Genomic DNA, 16,933 nt, shown 5'->3' on the forward strand with positions numbered 1-16,933 from the left:
TGTCTCGCCCTCCGTCAGCGCGATCGTCGGGTTCTCCTCGCCTTCGATCCCCGACGGCGACTTCCCCTCCCAGTGCGTCGTCATGCCCTTGAACAGGATCTCATTGCCCGGTTCGATCTCGACGGCACCGCCCCCACTGTCGTCGTTGTTGTCGCCAGAGCTATCGTCGTCACCGTCGCTACTTCCACAGCCTGCCAGGGTGGTCGCCGCTGCGGCAGCACCAGTCAGCTTGAGTGCTGTTCGTCGCGAAACATCGTGTGATCGGGTCATCGGGAATGTGTTTGGACTGAGCAGGTAAAAACGAACCGTTAGACACCCGTCGCGGGTGATGGTACCACGAAGCGTGTGCAATGGAACCGACGATTTTAGTCGGGAAGGGTTACCGAGACCGGTACTGGATCGACCGGATCGGCCGTGTCCCTGTTCGACGGTGACCCAGTGTACAGCCCATTCCGCGATCGGGCTCGAGACCGATAGACGAGCCGGGCACAGACGGAGAGGCGGCTTTTGCCGTTACTACTGTGCATAAACAACGTTGCGGACATTACTATAAAACATGGATAATGAGCGCGATTCGCCCAAATCTGGCGACGGGCGGTCGGCTACTCGAGACGAGCGAACGAAAAAAGGAACACCGGCGAAAATAGAGCGATCTGCGAACGGTAATCGGGACACAGCGCTCGCCACCCGGAGTATTCACGCAGGCTATCGGCCAGATCCGGGCACCGGCGCCGCCGCGACACCGATCGTCCAGTCGACCTCGTACGAGTTCGTCGACGCCGACGATGCGGCGGCGCGCTACGCACTGGAGCGCGACGACTACATCTACTCGCGGATCGCCAATCCGACGGTCGACGCACTCGAGACACGACTCACCGAACTCGCCGGCGGTACCGGCGCCGTGGCGACGGGTAGCGGGATGGCAGCCCTCGACGCGATTACGCTGCCGCTCGCCGGCGTCGGCGACAACGTCGTCTGCTCGACCGACACCTACGGGGGCACGACGGCGTACTTCCGCTCGACCGCCGCTCGTCGGGGTATCGAACCGCGGTTCGTCCCGACACTCGACACGGACGCGTACGCCGACGCGATCGACGCCGACACTGCGTTCGTTCACGTCGAGACGATCGGCAACCCGTCGCTCGTCACGCCGGATTTCGAGGAGATCTCGTCGATCGCTCACGACCACGGCGTCCCTCTCGTCGTGGACAACACGTTCGCCACGCCAGCGCTCTGTCGTCCCCTCGAGCACGGCGCCGATATCGTCTGGACGTCGACGACGAAGTGGCTTCACGGCCACGGAACCACGCTCGGCGGAGTCCTGATCGACGGCGGGAGCTTCCCCTGGCGCGACCACGCGGAGCGGTACCCCGAACTCGCCGGCGAGAACCCGGCCTACGCCGACGTCGACTTCGGTCGGGACTTCGCCGAGGCCCCCTTCGCCGCCGCGGCGCGATTCCGGTCACTCAGAAGCCTCGGCAACGGTCAATCACCCGTCGACGCCTGGCAGACGCTGCAGGGGCTGGAGACGCTCCCACTTCGCATGGCTCGCCACTGTGAGAACGCCGCGATCGTCGCCGACTACCTCGCCGACCACGACGACGTTGCCTGGGTCGCCTATCCCGGCCTGGACTCACACGAGACCCACGACACCGCGAAGCGGTACCTGGACGACTTCGGTGGAATGCTCGCCTTCGGACTCGCAAGCGGGGACGACGCCAGCCCCTCCGCGTTCGAAGCGGGCAAACGCTTCTGCGAATCCGTCGAACTAGCCTCCTTCCTCGCCAACGTCGGCGACGCGAAGACGCTCGTCATCCACCCGGCGAGTACGACCCACGGGCAACTCACTCCGGACGAGCGGGCCGACGCAGGCGTCTCCGAGGACCTGGTCCGTGTCTCAGTGGGGCTCGAAGAGCCGGCAGACCTGCTCGCGGATTTCGAGCGGGCGATCGAGCGAGCGACGGAGTCGTAAGCGGTGGGATCGTCGGCTCGGGACCACGCTCCGAATCGGAGCGAGTCTCAGGAGGACGCCTAGCGGGGAATCAACCAGAGCAGGAGAGGGTAATCAATGGGAGGAAAAATGGAGAGTGAACCGCCAGAAACGGCTGCCGACTGTGGTCAGTGGTCGCCAGCAGATCGACCTCGTCCGTCGTTTCACCGTAGTCATCGGGGAGAAAAAGACAATCTTTATTGGCTCGTAAACCAGCCCATGGATCGTGGTTTACGAGACCGGCAATCAGACGGTGGACGACGCAGTCGACAGAGTCGTCGCTGGTGAGCGCCTCGATCGCCGCGACGGGCTGGCACTCGTCGCACAGCCGCTCTCCGACCTCGCGCCGGCAGCCGACGCCGTCAGGGCACACTTCGGCGACGACACCGTCGACGCCTGCTCTATCGTCAACGCGAAGGCTGGCAACTGCGCCGAGGACTGCGGCTTTTGCGCACAGTCGGTCCACTTCGACACCGGGATCGACACGTACGGCTTCCTCGATCCCGAAGAGATCCTCGCCGCAGCGAAACGGGCGGAACGCGACGGCGCCCAGCGGTTCGGGATCGTCGTCGCGGAGAAAGGTGTCTCGAAGGAACACCGCCCCGACGAGTGGGCCGACGTCCTCAGGGCGATCCGACTGGTTCGCGACGAGACCGACGTCGAGGTCGACGCAAGCCTCGGCATCCTCACGCGCGAGGAAGCGGAGATCCTGGCCGACGAGGGGATCAATCACTACAATCACAACATCGAGACCTCCCCGCGATATTTCCCCGAGATCATCGATAGCCACCGCTTCGAGGACCGCGTGAAGACGCTCGAACGCGCCAAGGACGTCGGGATGGACCTCTGTGCGGGTGTGATCCTCGGCATGGGCGAGGCGCCGACCGACCGCGTCGACGCGGCGATCGCGCTCCAGGAGATCGGGGTCTCCTCGCTCCCGGTGAACGTGTTGAACCCCGTCGCCGGGACGCCGCTTGGCGAACGCTTTGGCGACTCACCGGCGATCACGACCGCCGAGATCCTCACGACCATCGCCGTCTACCGACTGCTGCATCCCGAGGCGCGGGTGCGGCTGACGGGTGGTCGCGAGGTCGCCCTCGAACCCGACGAACAACACCTACCCTTCGAGGCGGGTGCCGACGGCATCCTCACCGGCGACTACCTCACCACGTCGGGCCAGTCACCCGGCGACGACATCGAGGTGATCGAACGGGCGGGGCTGGAGCCGAATACAGCGGTCAACGACTTCGAGCCGGAGTCGGTCACCGGACACCCCGACGACGAGTCCGACCGCGTCGAGACGGCCGCCGGGACGGCGACGAGCGTCGCCGACGCGGTCGACGAGTGAGTACAGATCGACGAGAGGAGAATCGCGATACGGTCGACAGAGACGAAAAACCAATGGACGACATACGCTTTGCCGTACTCGGAACGGGTGGCATCGGGAGACGAACGCTCGAGGTCGGACAGGACAAGGACGAGTTGACGCCGGTCGCGGCGTGTGACCGCAACGGGATCGCCATCGACCACGACGGACTCGACGTCGAGGAGTTACTGGCGGCGACCGAAGGCAACGTCGCGAGCGGACCGACCGACGACGAAATCGAAATCGACGGCGGTACGTCGGCAGACGGCGGCGGGGCGTCGACCGACGACGCTGCCGGCGGGACCACCGGCGGCGTCAAACAGTCCGGCGACGGTGCCGGGATCGTCGCCTCCAGACAGGGCACGCCGACGGAGACGCCGATCGACGACGTCATCGCCGAGAGCGACGAGATCGACGCCGTCGTGCTGGCGCTGCCGAACCTGGAACACGACTTCATCCCGCGTGTCGCGGAACGGTTCGCCGCAGCCGACTACGAGGGCGTTCTGGTCGACGTCCTCAAGCGCTCGCGGGTGATCGGTATGCTCGACGACCGCGCGGAGACGCTAGTCGACGCGGGCATCACTTTCGTCTGCGGCGCCGGCGCGACGCCCGGATTCCTCACCGGCGCGGCCGCGCTCGCCGCCCAGTCGTTCGTCGAGGTCGAAGACGTCGAGATCTGGTGGGGCGTCGGGCTCAAGTCCGGCTACGAGGACAATCGAGGCACCGTCCGCGAGGATATCGCTCACCTGGACGGTTACGACGTGGAGACGGCCCGCGAGATGAGCGAGGCCGAGATCGAAGCGCTCATCGACGATCACGACGGCGTGCTGGAGTTCCAGGACATGGAACACGCCGACGACGTACTCTTGGAACGGGCGGGTATCTGCGACGCCGACGACGTCACCGTCGGCGGGGTACTCGACGTCCGCTCCGACGAGAAACCGACCACGACGACGGTCCGGGTCACGGGTCGGACCTTCGACGGCGAGCGCGGGACGAACACGTTCCAACTCGACGATGCGACGAGTATGGAAGCGAACGTCAACGGGCCCGCACTCGGCTACGTAAAAGCCGCAGTACGGCGAAATCGTGCCGGCGACTTCGGCGTCTTCGGGCCGGCGGAACTGCTGCCCGGATTCTGATGGCCGAAGACCCCACGATCGATCGCGGGTTCGACCTCGACCGGCGGCTCCGCGAGCGCGAACAGGCGACCCTGCGTCGCCACCTCGACCCCGCGGCGACGGTCGATGCGCGGACGCGCTTCGCCGAGGATCCGCGGGGCGAAGCGCCGACGTTCGGGGCGAAGCGGCTCGTCTTCGCGTCGAACAATTACCTCGGGCTGGCGACCGACGACCGCGTCCGGCGCGCTGCCGAACGCGGCGCCAGTGTCGGAACCGGTGCCGGCGCCTCACGCCTCATCACAGGCGATACGGGTCACCACCGGGCACTGGAACGCGACCTCGCCGCGTGCAAGGCGACAGAACGCGCGCTGGTGTTCTCCTCGGGCTACGCGGCCAACGTCGGCACCATCGCGGCGCTGGCGCCCGACGTCATCTTCTCGGACGAACTGAACCACGCGAGTATCATCGACGGCTGCCGGCTGGCCGGTGCGGAGACGGTCGTGTACGACCACCGCGACCCCGACGACCTGCGCGATCGAATGGCCGCCCGAGAGCGGGCTGGCGGCGACGACGAGGCCTGGCTGGTCGTCACCGACACGGTGTTCTCGATGGACGGCGACGTGGCCCCGCTCGAAGATCTCTGTACCGTCGCCGACGCGTTCGGCGCGTGGGTGATGGTCGACGAGGCCCACGCGACGGGCGTCTTCGGTGACGGCGGCGGAATCGTCCAGCGCGAGGGGCTGGCCGACCGGGTGGACGTCCAGCTGGGAACGCTATCGAAGGCGCTGGCCAGTCAGGGCGGTTACGTCGCCGGCGACGAAGCGCTCGTCGAGTACCTGTCGAACGTGGCGCGGTCGTTCGTCTTCTCGACCGGACTGGCGCCCCCGGCCGCCGCGGCTGCCCGCGAAGCGCTGCGGATCGCCCGGGAGGGCGAGCGGACCGCCACGCTGTGGGAGCACGTGGAGACGCTCCGGCGGGGCCTCGAATCGATGGGCTACGAGGTCAGGGGGGAGACGCAGATTCTCCCCGTCGTAGTTGGTGATCGTCACGATGCGCTCGCACTCAGCGAGCGCCTCCGGGAGCGTGGCATCGTCGCGACGGCGATCCGACCCCCGACGGTGCCCGACGGGACCAGTCGCATCCGCGTGACGCCGATGGCTACCCACACCGACACGGAGATCCAGACCTGTCTCAATGCGTTCGAATCGGCGGGATCGGCGGTGGGGCTGCTATGACCGACCGATCGCTCTCAGCGAGTCGGGACTTCGCCGTGGTCGGGACCGACACCGGCGTCGGGAAGACGGTCGTCACCGCCGGACTGGTCGGGTGGCTCCGGGACGATGGCGTCGACGCGCGGGCGATCAAGCCCTGCCAGACCGGCCATCCGCCGGACGACGACGCCGAGTTCGTCGGCGACGCCTGCGGCGATCCGGCGGCCGCGACTTGTCTCCGTCGGCTCGAACCCGCGCTGGCCCCCGCCGTCGCCGCGAGGCAGGCAAACGCCGACCTCGGTTACGAACGGATTCGAGACGGCTGTCGGGACGCGCTCGAGGCGGCCTCGATCGGCGTCGTCGAGGGGATTGGCGGCCTCCGCGTCCCACTTTCGGATGGACGGGAGGTCGTCGATCTCATCGCCGATCTGGAACTCCCGGCGCTCGTCGTCGCCCGATCGGGACTGGGGACGCTCAACCACAGCGCACTCACCGTCGAGGCGCTCGAACGGCGCGGCATCGAGGTCCACGGGATCGTCCTCAACGAGTACGAGGGCGCCGACGTGGCCGAACGAACGAACCCCAGCGTGCTGGCGTCGATGACCGAGCGGCCGGTGTGGACGCTGGCGCCGATCTCGACCGACCGGCCGGGTACCGTTCCTGCCGCCGTCGAGGACGCGCTCGATCCGGACGTGTTCCCGCACTGAGAACCGGCCGGCCCACTATTTTCGTTGACCAGTTGCGTCGATGTTCGGGAGACGAATACCTGCCGGGGAGACGCATACCTGTTGGGGAGACGACCACCGGGTCGGGCGACGAACTCGAATTTCGATGCGGACGATTCTTGCCGTAACTGGCAGTTATTAACCTCCACAGAGATATGCACTATACACATGGTTCGTCGGGACGCGTCGGCAATTCGCGACGGGGAATCGTCGGCGGATCGTCCGGTGACGGCAGGTAGCGATACCGCTGGCAAGGTATCCGCTAGCGATGGCATCACCGGCAGGACGGCCGGAGGCGATCGAACAGGCGCATCCACGCGAACCGAATCGACGTGGCAGCGAGCGGCCCAGCTATGGCGACCGACAGCGGGGTGGCCGCGGTGAGCGCGGAGCGAGTCGACCTCGGATCGTTCACGTTCGAATGTGGTGAGAGCGTTCCCGCACTCGAGGTCGCCTACGAAACCTACGGTGAGTTTACGGGTTCGAATGCCGTCCTCGTTTGCCACGCCCTCACCGGCAGTGCACACGTCGCCAGACGCGGGAAAGCGGGCACAGGGGTGACCGACCAGACGACCGCCGGCCAGGCTCGCGCCTGGTGGGACGACACGGTCGGTCCGGGGGCGGCGATCGACACCACGGAGTACTTCGTCGTCTGCGCGAACGTGCCCGGATCCTGTTACGGAACGACCGGCCCCGCAAGCGAGAATCCCGAGACGGGCGAACCCTACGGAAGCGCGTTCCCGCCGGTGACCGTCGGCGACTGGACGCGGGCGCAGCGTCGCCTGCTAGACGAACTCGGTGTGGGCCGGTTGCACGCCGTCGTCGGCGGCTCCGTCGGCGGGATGAACGCCCTCGAGTGGGTCCGTCGCTATCCCGACGACGTCGATCGCGTCGCCGCCATCGCGACCGCTCCCCGACTCGACGCACAGTGTCTCGCGCTGGATGCCATCGCCCGGCGCGCCATCACGAACGACCCCAACTGGAACGGCGGCGACTACTACGGCGACGATCGACCGGACCCGGATCAGGGACTCGGGCTCGCTCGCCAGCTCGGCCACGTCATGTACCTCTCGAAGGACTCCATGGCCGAGAAATTCGGTCGACGGTCGGCGGGGCGCGACGCCGCCGGCGAGCGGTTCCCACCTGGTCCGGCGGCCGACTTCTTCCCCTACCGCGACGTCGAGTCCTACCTCGATTACAACGCCGACAGGTTCGTCGACCGGTTCGACGCCAACAGCTACTGCTACCTCACGCAGGCGATGGACGACTTCGACCTCGCCGCCGGTTTCGGCTCGGTCGCCGACGCACTCGCCGCATTCGCCGGGGAAGCCCTGGTCGTGAGTTTCACCGGCGACTGGCACTTCACGGTCGAGCAATCGAGCGCCGTCGCCGGCGGTTTCCGGGAGACGGGAACGGCGGTCGCCCACCACGTCGTCGATTCGACGCACGGCCACGACGCGTTCCTCGTCGAACCCGAACGCCTGAACCCGCCGCTCGCGGATTTCCTCGTCGACGGCGTGGCCGGACGGGCGGTGACGGACGCCGATAACGCGACGGAACGTGACGGCCACGCCCCCGTTCACACCGGCCTGTTTTAAACCGCGGCCGCCCGCCCGACGGGGACGATACCGGTCAGTTCGATCCGCGCGCCACCCGTCCGCGATTCCGTTATCTCGACAGTCCACCCGTGTGCTTCGGCGATGCTCTGAACGATGGAAAGGCCGAGTCCGGTACCGGTCTCGGCGGTCGTATACCCGGCATCGAGCACGTCGGCTCGCTCGCCGGCGGGAATTCCCGGCCCGTCATCGGCCACGTAGAACCCGAACGACTCGCCCTCGATCAGGATCGATTCGTCGTCGGTGTCGATGGTCCCGACCGTGACGGTCGGAGTCCCATCGGCGTGATCGATCGCATTTCGAAAGAGGTTCTCGAGCAGGCGCTGGAGTTTTCGTCGATCAGCCGCGAACGTCATCGAGTCGACTACCTCGAGGGTCGCCTCACCGGTATCGACCTGCTGCCACCCATCCTCGGCGATGGCGTCGAGGGTCACCGGTTCGGTGTCGTCGACGCCACCACCGTCCCTGGCCATCGTGAGTACGTCCTCGATGATCGTCTCCATCCGATCGAACGACCGCTCGGCGGGCTCTAAATTGTCGAGGTCGCCCGTCTCCGTCGTCATGTCAACGTAACCGCGAGCGACGTTGATCGGATTCCGGAGGTCGTGCGAGACGACGCTGACGACGCGTTCGAGTTGCTCGTTCTGGTGTTCGAGTTGGCGCTGGCGTCGGCGCTGGTGAGTGTTGTCGTGCAGGAGGAACTGGCGGCCGACCAGCCGGTCGTGGTCGTCGAACAGTGGATAGATTCGGATCTCGAAGCTTCGTCGTTCGTCGTCGGCCTGCACGTCGATTTCGTCCTCGACTCGCTCCGCGTCTTCGTAGCGATCCAGAAGTTCCGCGTGCGTGGGGACGACCGTCCGGACGTGTTCGCCGAGGACGGCGTCCCGGTCGACGCCGAAGAGTACCGCCGCGGCGGGATTGAGATCAACGAGGCGATCGTCCCTGTCGAGGACGAAGACGGCGTCGTCGATCGCGTCGACGACGTGATCCCGGGCGATCGGCGTCACGTCCATGAGTTGATAGCTGAAGATCGCCCAGCCGAAGGCCAGACTGGTGACGACGTACGCCGTGGGTGCGAGATCGACGGGCACGAGCCCTCCCTGGTAGACGAGGTTTCCGACGAATGGCGACAGTGATCCGAGGAGCACGGCCAGGCCCTGCTTGCGGTAGAGCGAGCGGTTGCGGAAGATGTACTCGAGCAGGAAAAAGAGGCCGACCACCGAGAGTCCGTAGGCGTACAAGATGTGAACGGTGAACGCCGGTCCCCACTCGCTGGTGACTCCCGTCATATCGGTCGAGGACGGCTCGAAGACTGCCCAGAGAAGATCCGGGGCGAACCACGCGACGAGCGATATCGCAACCGGATGGATCGCGAGCAAACCGACCGTCTTCCGCGTCGCGAACCGCTCGCGGCCGGTAAACTCGAGTGCGAACCCGAACCAGCCCGCCACGGTGAGTCCAATCCCCAGGTACATCACCCGGTTCCAGAACGTGGTGAGCCAGAACGGCCCGTCGAAGACGTACGGACCGGTGGCGATGCGCAGGAGGACCATCGCCGACCAGGTCGTGGCGCCCGCCACGACCGTCACGAGTGACGTCGCCCCCGGTTCGTCGCGGTGACGCCACGCGTAGTATCCGAGACCGAGCGAAAGGACGACCCCAGCGATATTGGCGAGGACGTACAGAATCGCCCAGAAGGGCAGGTCGCCGACAGCCATTGTAGCGATACTCCGAATCGGAACCAGGGCGACCTATAGTTACTGGCCAGGCCGATTCGAGCGGCGTACCGGGCCGAACAGCGCGTCGCATCGGTCCGGACGACGGCTCGGGCTCAGCCGTTCGAACTCGCTCGGGCGACCCGGACCGTTCTATCCGCACCGAATGGGACCGGAACGTTCAAGCGAAACCCCTCCCAGACCCGATATAATGTCAAACCAGCCGAAATACCGCCACGGCGGCCCCGTCGAAGACGACGAATCGACCGCCGACGAATCACGAACACTGCCGTCGGTTCACGAGCGCATCCCGGTCGTCGGCGGACTGCTCACCGGTGCCGCGGCAGCCCTCACCACCTACGTGCTCGCGCTCCTGGCGACGTTTGCAGGCAGACAGGGGTCGAACGCGTGGGGTACCACCGAGTCACCACCACACGTGATGACGGAAGCAGGGTGGACGACCCTCATGAACCTCGGCGCTGGCCTGAATATCGACGGGGAGTCGCCAAGCCGTGGGGTTCGGTACGGGCTGTTTCACTTCGCTACCAGTCCAGCCTATACGCTCCTCTGCTTCCTGCTCATAGTCGGCGCGGGATACGGAATCGCGTCCTGCGTCGAGACGAATTCGGTGCGAGAACGGCTCGGGGCCTCGCTCCTCGTCGTTCCCGCCTACGTTCTGTCGGCGGCACTCCTCGCCACCTTCGCGACCTGGGAACCAACGACCGACGCACGATCTGCATCCGAGATTCAGATGGTGTCCGTCGACGTCGCCGACGCGGTACTCTACCCAGGCGTGGTCTTTCCGGCGGTGCTCGCCCTGCTGGGTGCATCGCTGGCTATCGGGTATCGGGCGTTCGTCGCCAATCGCGATCCGTACTAACGTACTGCCGAGCGCAAGTGGGCAGGGAGGGTGGAAATCAGCGGAGGCCGACGGACTCAATCGGCGGGTTGGCCGGTCTCTTCGTGGTTGTGTCCCTCAGAGCTGGTCGCTCGGAGAACCGGCAGGGCAGCGACGATTGGCTCGACACTGCCAACCACGTCTCGACCGAGTGCGCGAAGGCGCTCCCGACGGGTCGTCTTCGGCGTGTCTGGAAGCGGCGAACGAACGATCGCGACCAGCGACCACATCGTCCCCGTGACGAACGCGCCGAGTGCCGAGAAGGGCATTCCGAGGGTCGCAAAGGTGATTCCGTACACGATACCGATCGTCATCGAAGGGACGCTCGTTCCGAGAGGGACGCGTGCGTTCGCGTCACGGAGGGTCGGCGCCAGAAATCCGATCGAAAGGCTGCTACCGATCATGAAGACGAAGTCTTGCCACATCATCGAGAGAGCCGAGTGGAGGAGAGTAAATAAGGGCTTCTCTATCAATAACGGTCGTTTAGCGTTATCTTTCCGGCATGCAACCAGTAGTAATTCCTTATTCTGTCACTCTGTCTCGTACTCTCACGGTTTCACGGGGAGATCGTCGATATTTCGGCCCCACGAGCGTCTATGTCCCGCTTCTCATTCGTCGGGAGTCGATCAAACGGTCGCTACGAATTGAAACGGCGCGTAACGGTCAGTTACCCGACTCGAATTCGGCTCGGAAACGCCGCCCGGCGAACCGTCTTCTTGCGATACCGTGGCACGGCGAAACAGCGGGCGATTACTCCGCTATTCGACTCGAAGGCAGTTCATTCAAAACCATTTCCGAACCCAACTATCCCGATTCGACCGCGTTCGACGACCGAGAGGCGGAGAACCGGTAGTCAGCCCCTCTGGCGACCGCGCAGGCAGAGAGAGCCGGGCGGCCGTCGAGGGACGAAGTCAGTTCGCGGCGGGGAGAACGCCCTCGTCAGCCAGCGCCCGGCGAAGGTCGGTCATCGTCGCGACCGTGCGGTCGCAGGCAGGGTCGACTGCTGGTTTCGGGTCGAATCCGATCGCCAGGTCCGCGACCGTGAGCATCGGAAGGTCGTTCGCACCGTCGCCGACTGCCACGGTCGCAGAAAGCGAGATCGAGACCGTGTCCGTGAGCGATTCGAGTGCATCGTCCTTCGTCCCAGAGACGAGCGGGCCCTCGACCTCACCGGTCAGCGTGCCGTCGGCGCGTGGGAGGCGGTTCGCCACCACGTGATCGACGGCGACGCCCGCTCGGTCGAGAGCCGCCTCGACGCCGCGTTCGAACCCGCCGGTGAGGATCGCCGTCGTCACCCCGGCCGCGTCGAGTTCGTCGATCACGTCGGCCGCACCGGGACGCAGTTCGACCCGGTCGAACGCGGCCTGCGCCTCGGAAACGTCGAGCCCATCCAGTAAGGCAGCTCGCTCCCGCAGGCTCGTCGCGTAGTCGATCTCGTCGTTCATCGCGCGTTCGGTGATGGTATCCATCTCGTCGGCGACGCCGCATCGCTCGCCGAGCAGGACAGTCATCTCCGAATCGGACAACGTTCCGTCGAAGTCGAAGGCCACGAGGGGCATGCCCGCAGGTTCGAACGGGAACGGTTTACCAGTTTACGTTCGCGCAAAGACGACGGCGTCGCCAATGCTGCGCCCTCCGCAACTGTTTACTCAGCCCGGGAGTGAGATGAGATATGCAGGTTCTTGTCACCGATCCTATCGCAGACGCGGGGCTCGACGTCCTCCGCGACGCCGGCTTCGACGTAGAGACAGGGTACGAACTCGACGGCGAGGCGCTTCTCGACGCGGTCGCCGACGCCAACGCGCTCATCGTTCGCTCGGGGACGGAGGTAACGCGTGAGGTGCTCGAGGCGGGCGAGGATCTCGTCATCGTCGGACGGGCCGGGATCGGCGTCGACAACATCGACATCGACGCGGCGACGGACGAGGGCGTCATCGTCGCCAACGCCCCCGAAGGGAACGTCCGCGCGGCCGCCGAGCACACCGTGGCGATGACGTTCGCCGCCGCGCGGTCGATCCCGCAGGCGCACGGCCGACTGAAAGCCGGCGAGTGGGCCAAGAGCGAGTTCCTCGGGACGGAACTCAAGGGAACAACGCTCGGCGTCGTCGGCCTGGGCCGGGTCGGCCAGGAAGTCGCGAAGAAACTGGACGCGCTGGGGATGGACATCGTCGCCTTCGACCCCTACATCGCGCAAGAGCGAGCCGAACGCCTGGGCGCGACGCTCGTCGACCTCGAGGCGTGTCTCGACGCCGCCGACGTCCTGACGATCCACACGCCGCTCACCCCCGAGACGGAGGGCATGATCGGCGCCGACGAACTCGAGTCGCTCGACGGCGGCTACCTGATCAACGTCGGCCGGGGCGGCATCGTCGACGAGGACGCCCTCGCCGCGGCCGTCGAGGCGGGCACGCTCGCGGGCGCCGCCCTCGACGTTTTCGCCGAGGAGCCGCTTCCCGAGGACTCGGCGCTGCTCGACGTCGACGACGTCGTCCTCACGCCGCACCTGGGCGCGTCGACGGCGGCCGCCCAGCAGAACGTCGCGACCTCGACGGCCGAACAGGTCGTCGCCGCCCTCTCCGGCGACCCCGTCGCGAACGCGCTGAACGCCCCGTCGATCGACGAAACCGCGTTCGCCCGACTGGAGCCCTACGTCGAACTCGCCGGAACCGCGGGACGCATTGCGACGCAGCTGCTCGACGGCCGCATCGAGGGCGTCGAGGTAACCTACGAGGGCGAACTCGCCGACGAGGACGTCGAGTTCGTCACCGCCAGCGCGCTCGAAGGTGTCTTCTCCCCACTCGAGTGGCAGGTCAACGCCGTCAACGCGCCCCAGATCGCCGAAGACCGTGGCGTCGAAGTTACCGAATCGAAGACGCGCCAGACCGAGGACTTCCAGAGTCTCCTCTCCGTCACAGTCTCGAACGGCGAGACGGCCATCACCGTCGAGGGAACGCTCTTCGCCGGCGAGGACCCCCGCATCGTCCGTGTCGATGACTACCGGGTCGACGCGATCCCCCACGGCAAGATGGTCGTCACCCGCAACACCGACGAACCTGGTGTCATCGGCCTCATCGGGAGCATCATGGGCGAGTACGACGTCAACATCGCCGGCCTGTTCAACGCCCGCGAGGCGATCGGTGGCGAGGCGCTCACCGTCTACAACGTCGACGGCGAGGTGCCCGACGAGGCGCGCGCGGAACTCGAAGCGGACGAACGCATCATCGACGTGAGACAACTCACGCTCGACTAGCATCGACGCGACTCCGTTCCACTGAACGAAAACGCATCTTATACTACCGACTAGTTTCCGGGGAGTAGACGGCGGAGCCGCGATCCAACTGACGCGGTCGATCGCGCCGACGCGTCGGACCGATCCGAACCGTCCGATTCCCGCTCCGCTAACACCCACTCGTACCGCTCGACGAGCGCCTGCCGGTGGCGCTCACTGGCGACAAGTTCGCGCTCTAACGCCCGGATACGAGCGCGCAACCGTTCGCGTTCGATCGCGGCGGCGACGTCGGTCGAATCGTGTGAGTTGGACTCGACGGGCGTCACCGTCACTGTCGCGTTGCCCGCGGTCGTCTCGCCGTCGGTGGCGGTCGGGTCACCGTCGGGTTCCGAGTCGCACGCAGCCTCCTCGCACGGTCGTGGGGTGGGATGGTGCTGGGCTACCATCGGGACACATGCCTACGTCGGGGGCGTCCAAAAGGTTCAGTCAGCCAATCGTCAGACGAACCACTGGCAGTCGAATTCCGGATCGCCGGGCGTCACGACTCGTCGTTATGACGGCTGTTACTGCTGTCACCGCTGGCGCCGGTACCAGCCCCCGTCCCGTCAGACCCCCATGCCATCGAGACGTTCGCAAGACCCACGCCGCCGGAAGTGACGACCCTGACGGAGATGGACGACTCGAAGGGTTCGTCGACCGAGGCCGGCCGAGTACTGGTGGCTTCCAGCGCCCCATCCTGAATCGAGAGGTAGACCCGTTCGCCCGAGGCAAGTTGGGTCTCGATCGTCCCGCGGTAGGTCTCCTCGGCATCGTCAACTGTCACTGTCGTCCCCGCAGGAACTGGGTCGTCTCCGGAGCTCTCGAGTTCGAGGGCCTCGCCGTCAGTTATCGGATCGACGTCCACGGCCACGTCGTCGAAGGCACTGTCGGGGACTGATTCGACCCACGAAGGCTCAGCCGGGTCGACGCCGCCGACGGCACCGATCTCGTACTCGATCGATCCACCGGGGGCGGTCAGCGTGGCCGACGCCCGATGGATCACGCCGCGTTCGTCGGCGACGAGCGTCGCGCTCGCCAGATCGTCGGCTGAATTGGCGTTCTCAGTGAGATCGTCGGCAACGAGTGTCGTCTGTGTCTCGCCTGCTCGCTCGTCGGCCGCGTCGACGGTGAACGCTCCGGACTCGAACGAACCGAAGAGGAACCCGGGCTGGACGAACTCACTGAGCGGATCCGATCGCCTCTCGGTGACTTCGTATCGAGGTTCTTCACTGACTTCGTATCTGGTAATTGACTGTGACCCGGTATACCAGCCGTCGATGGTTTCGGTGGTTCCCTCCCGCTCGATCGTCGCCGATAACCGAAGTGGGTCCCCATCCGGACCGCTTTCGACCGTTACGTCGTAGTCGGTCGACGATCGGCCGTCGTCGCTGGCCGATTCCTGCATGTCGAGTTCGAGTTCGAACCCACCCGAACGCAGCCGGTCCTCGTGGGCCGAAAACAGCGCTTCGGGATCGTCGAGGGTCTCGTCTGAGACGCCCGGTGGTCGCGCTGGAGACGTCTCATCGTTGTCTGTCGAATCGAGCATACCGTCGTCGAGACAGCCAGCGAGGGCGGCGAGCGATGCCGTCGCGAGAAACGCACGGCGGGAGCGGGGAGTGGGCATATAACCACACCTAACCGGGAGAAACCATAATACTTTCCAATACGTATAATGGAAAATGATGCTGGTTGTCAGCGGTTGTAACGGCACGGCGGACGGGTGACGCTACGTTCTGCCGTCGAGGTGCGCGAGCACGCCGTCGAGATCGTCGGGAACGAGTTCCGATTCGGTTCCTGCTGCGGCCGCAGCGTCGGGGTCCTTGAGGAGATGGCCGGTGGTGAGACAGACCACGTCCTCCTCGCTCCCGACGACACCGTCTTCGCGGAGTTTCCGCAGGCCGGCGAGCGAGGCGGCCGAGGCGGGTTCGACGCCGATTCCCGCACCGGCGAGGGCTCGCTGGGCGTCGGTGATCGCGGCGTCCGAGACGGCGACCGCAGCCCCACCCGTCTCGCGGATTCCTGGCAGGGCCTTCGGTGCGTTGACGGGGTTGCCGATCCGGATCGCCGTGGCGCGCGTTTCGACGTCGTCCCATCGACGGACCGCGCCGGCCCCGGTCTCGATCGCCTCGACCATCGGGGCGGCGCCCGCGGCCTGCACGCCGGTGAGTTTTGGCACGTCGTCGACGGCGAGGTCGCCCGCCTGCACGAGTTCACGGAACGCTTTGTACAGCGCCGCGGTGTTGCCGGCGTTGCCGACGGGCAGGACGATCCGGTCGGGAACGGTGTCGTGGTCGGCGCGGAACCGCTCGAGGATTTCGAGGCCGATCGTCTTCTGGCCCTCGAGGCGGAACGGGTTGAGCGAGTTGAGCAGGTAGGCCTCGCCGCGAGCGGCGAGTTCCTGGACGAGGTCGAGACAGGCGTCGAAGTTGCCGTCGACTTCGAGGATACGCGCCCCGTGGAGGCTCGCCTGCGCGACCTTCCCCGCCGCGACCTTGCCGGCCGGGAGCAGGACGAGCGTCTCCATCCCGGCCCGGGAGCCGTACGCCGAGAGGGCGGCGCTCGTGTTTCCGGTCGAGGCGCACGCCAGACGCTCGACGCCGAGTTCGTGTGCGACCGCGACGCCGACGGTCATCCCCCGATCTTTGAACGAGCCCGTCGGATTCATCCCCTCGTGTTTGATTCGTAGCGTCTCGACGCCGACGTCGTCCCTCAGCTCCGGAACGCGGTACAGTGGGGTTCCGCCCTCCTGAATCGTCACGCCGCGGTCGAGTGGGAGCGCATCCGCGTAGCGCCAGACGCCCTCGCCGGCGAACGCGTCGAATCCAGCCGGCTCGGCGTAACGCACCTCGAGGAGGCCACCACAGTCGTCGCAGGTGTATCGAATCGCGTCGAACGGCGGTGACGCTTCACCGCACTCGATGCAGGCGAGCCAAACGCCGTCCTGGGCGTCGGCAGGCGGCTCGGGCGACTCCGCGGTCAGCGACAGGTCCATACCCTTGCGAGGGGTTCCCGGGTCAAAAACG

14 protein-coding genes and 1 pseudogene are annotated in these 16,933 nt (G+C 66.2%); 8 read left to right on the forward strand and 7 right to left on the reverse strand.

Annotated features, from left to right (window positions below):
* Positions 1-270: pseudogene (locus C479_RS06575) on the reverse strand (twin-arginine translocation signal domain-containing protein); the annotation flags it as partial.
* Between the two features lie 286 nt (positions 271-556).
* Here C479_RS06575 and C479_RS06580 point away from each other — a divergent pair.
* From C479_RS06580 to metX, 6 genes are all read left to right on the forward strand, one after another.
* A complete protein-coding gene (locus tag C479_RS06580; RefSeq protein ID WP_007699750.1) occupies positions 557-1,972 on the forward strand; it encodes an O-acetylhomoserine aminocarboxypropyltransferase/cysteine synthase family protein in 1,416 nt (471 codons plus the stop codon).
* Positions 1,973-2,216: 244 nt separating this feature from the next.
* The gene (gene bioB, locus C479_RS06585; protein ID WP_007699752.1) at positions 2,217-3,338 is read left to right on the forward strand and encodes a biotin synthase BioB; all 1,122 of its coding nucleotides are present in this window, start codon (positions 2,217-2,219) and stop codon (positions 3,336-3,338) included.
* Positions 3,339-3,391: 53 nt separating this feature from the next.
* On the forward strand, positions 3,392-4,498 hold the full coding sequence (locus C479_RS06590; protein WP_007699754.1) for a hypothetical protein: 1,107 nt from the start codon (positions 3,392-3,394) through the stop codon (positions 4,496-4,498).
* Positions 4,498-5,712 (forward strand): aminotransferase class I/II-fold pyridoxal phosphate-dependent enzyme, encoded by a 1,215-nt coding sequence (locus C479_RS06595; RefSeq protein WP_007699757.1) that lies wholly within the window; start codon positions 4,498-4,500, stop codon positions 5,710-5,712. The genes C479_RS06590 and C479_RS06595 overlap by 1 nt, the downstream gene beginning before the upstream one ends.
* Positions 5,709-6,395: a dethiobiotin synthase gene (gene bioD, locus C479_RS06600; RefSeq protein ID WP_007699759.1), complete on the forward strand. Its 687-nt coding sequence runs from the start codon at positions 5,709-5,711 to the stop codon at positions 6,393-6,395. The genes C479_RS06595 and bioD overlap by 4 nt, the downstream gene beginning before the upstream one ends.
* Before the next feature lie 371 nt (positions 6,396-6,766).
* Positions 6,767-8,011, forward strand: coding sequence for a homoserine O-acetyltransferase MetX (gene metX, locus C479_RS06605; protein WP_007699762.1), 1,245 nt, complete (start codon positions 6,767-6,769; stop codon positions 8,009-8,011).
* Here the strand turns inward: metX and C479_RS06610 are convergent.
* The gene (locus C479_RS06610; RefSeq protein ID WP_007699764.1) at positions 8,008-9,747 is read right to left on the reverse strand and encodes a histidine kinase N-terminal 7TM domain-containing protein; all 1,740 of its coding nucleotides are present in this window, start codon (positions 9,745-9,747) and stop codon (positions 8,008-8,010) included. The genes metX and C479_RS06610 overlap by 4 nt on opposite strands.
* 208 nt (positions 9,748-9,955) lie before the next feature.
* Here C479_RS06610 and C479_RS06615 point away from each other — a divergent pair, with 208 nt between their 5' ends.
* Positions 9,956-10,624 carry a hypothetical protein gene (locus C479_RS06615; RefSeq protein WP_007699767.1) on the forward strand — a complete coding sequence of 223 codons (669 nt, stop codon included), beginning with the start codon at positions 9,956-9,958 and terminating at the stop codon, positions 10,622-10,624.
* A 56-nt stretch (positions 10,625-10,680) separates the two neighbouring features.
* Here the strand turns inward: C479_RS06615 and C479_RS06620 are convergent, their stop codons facing one another.
* Both C479_RS06620 and serB read right to left on the reverse strand, forming a co-directional pair.
* Positions 10,681-11,070 carry a hypothetical protein gene (locus tag C479_RS06620; RefSeq protein WP_049907131.1) on the reverse strand — a complete coding sequence of 130 codons (390 nt, stop codon included), beginning with the start codon at positions 11,068-11,070 and terminating at the stop codon, positions 10,681-10,683.
* A gap of 483 nt (positions 11,071-11,553) precedes the next feature.
* Complete coding sequence (gene serB / locus C479_RS06625) at positions 11,554-12,201, reverse strand: phosphoserine phosphatase SerB (RefSeq protein WP_007699773.1); 648 nt, start codon at positions 12,199-12,201, stop codon at positions 11,554-11,556.
* A 113-nt stretch (positions 12,202-12,314) separates the two neighbouring features.
* Here serB and serA point away from each other — a divergent pair, with 113 nt between their 5' ends.
* The gene (serA, locus tag C479_RS06630) at positions 12,315-13,892 is read left to right on the forward strand and encodes a phosphoglycerate dehydrogenase (protein WP_007699776.1); all 1,578 of its coding nucleotides are present in this window, start codon (positions 12,315-12,317) and stop codon (positions 13,890-13,892) included.
* Between the two features lie 50 nt (positions 13,893-13,942).
* Here the strand turns inward: serA and C479_RS06635 are convergent, their stop codons facing one another.
* The 3 genes from C479_RS06635 to thrC form a co-directional block, all read right to left on the reverse strand.
* The gene (locus C479_RS06635) at positions 13,943-14,317 is read right to left on the reverse strand and encodes a hypothetical protein (protein WP_007699777.1); all 375 of its coding nucleotides are present in this window, start codon (positions 14,315-14,317) and stop codon (positions 13,943-13,945) included.
* 92 nt (positions 14,318-14,409) lie between these two features.
* Entirely contained in the window at positions 14,410-15,534 is a 1,125-nt protein-coding gene (locus C479_RS06640) for a hypothetical protein (RefSeq protein WP_007699780.1), read from the reverse strand.
* A 102-nt stretch (positions 15,535-15,636) separates the two neighbouring features.
* Positions 15,637-16,902, reverse strand: a complete 1,266-nt coding sequence (gene thrC, locus C479_RS06645; RefSeq protein WP_007699783.1) for a threonine synthase — start codon at positions 16,900-16,902, stop codon at positions 15,637-15,639.
* Positions 16,903-16,933: the final 31 nt, after the last annotated feature.

This window comes from Halovivax asiaticus JCM 14624 (genome assembly GCF_000337515.1).
GTDB lineage: Archaea > Halobacteriota > Halobacteria > Halobacteriales > Natrialbaceae > Halovivax > Halovivax asiaticus.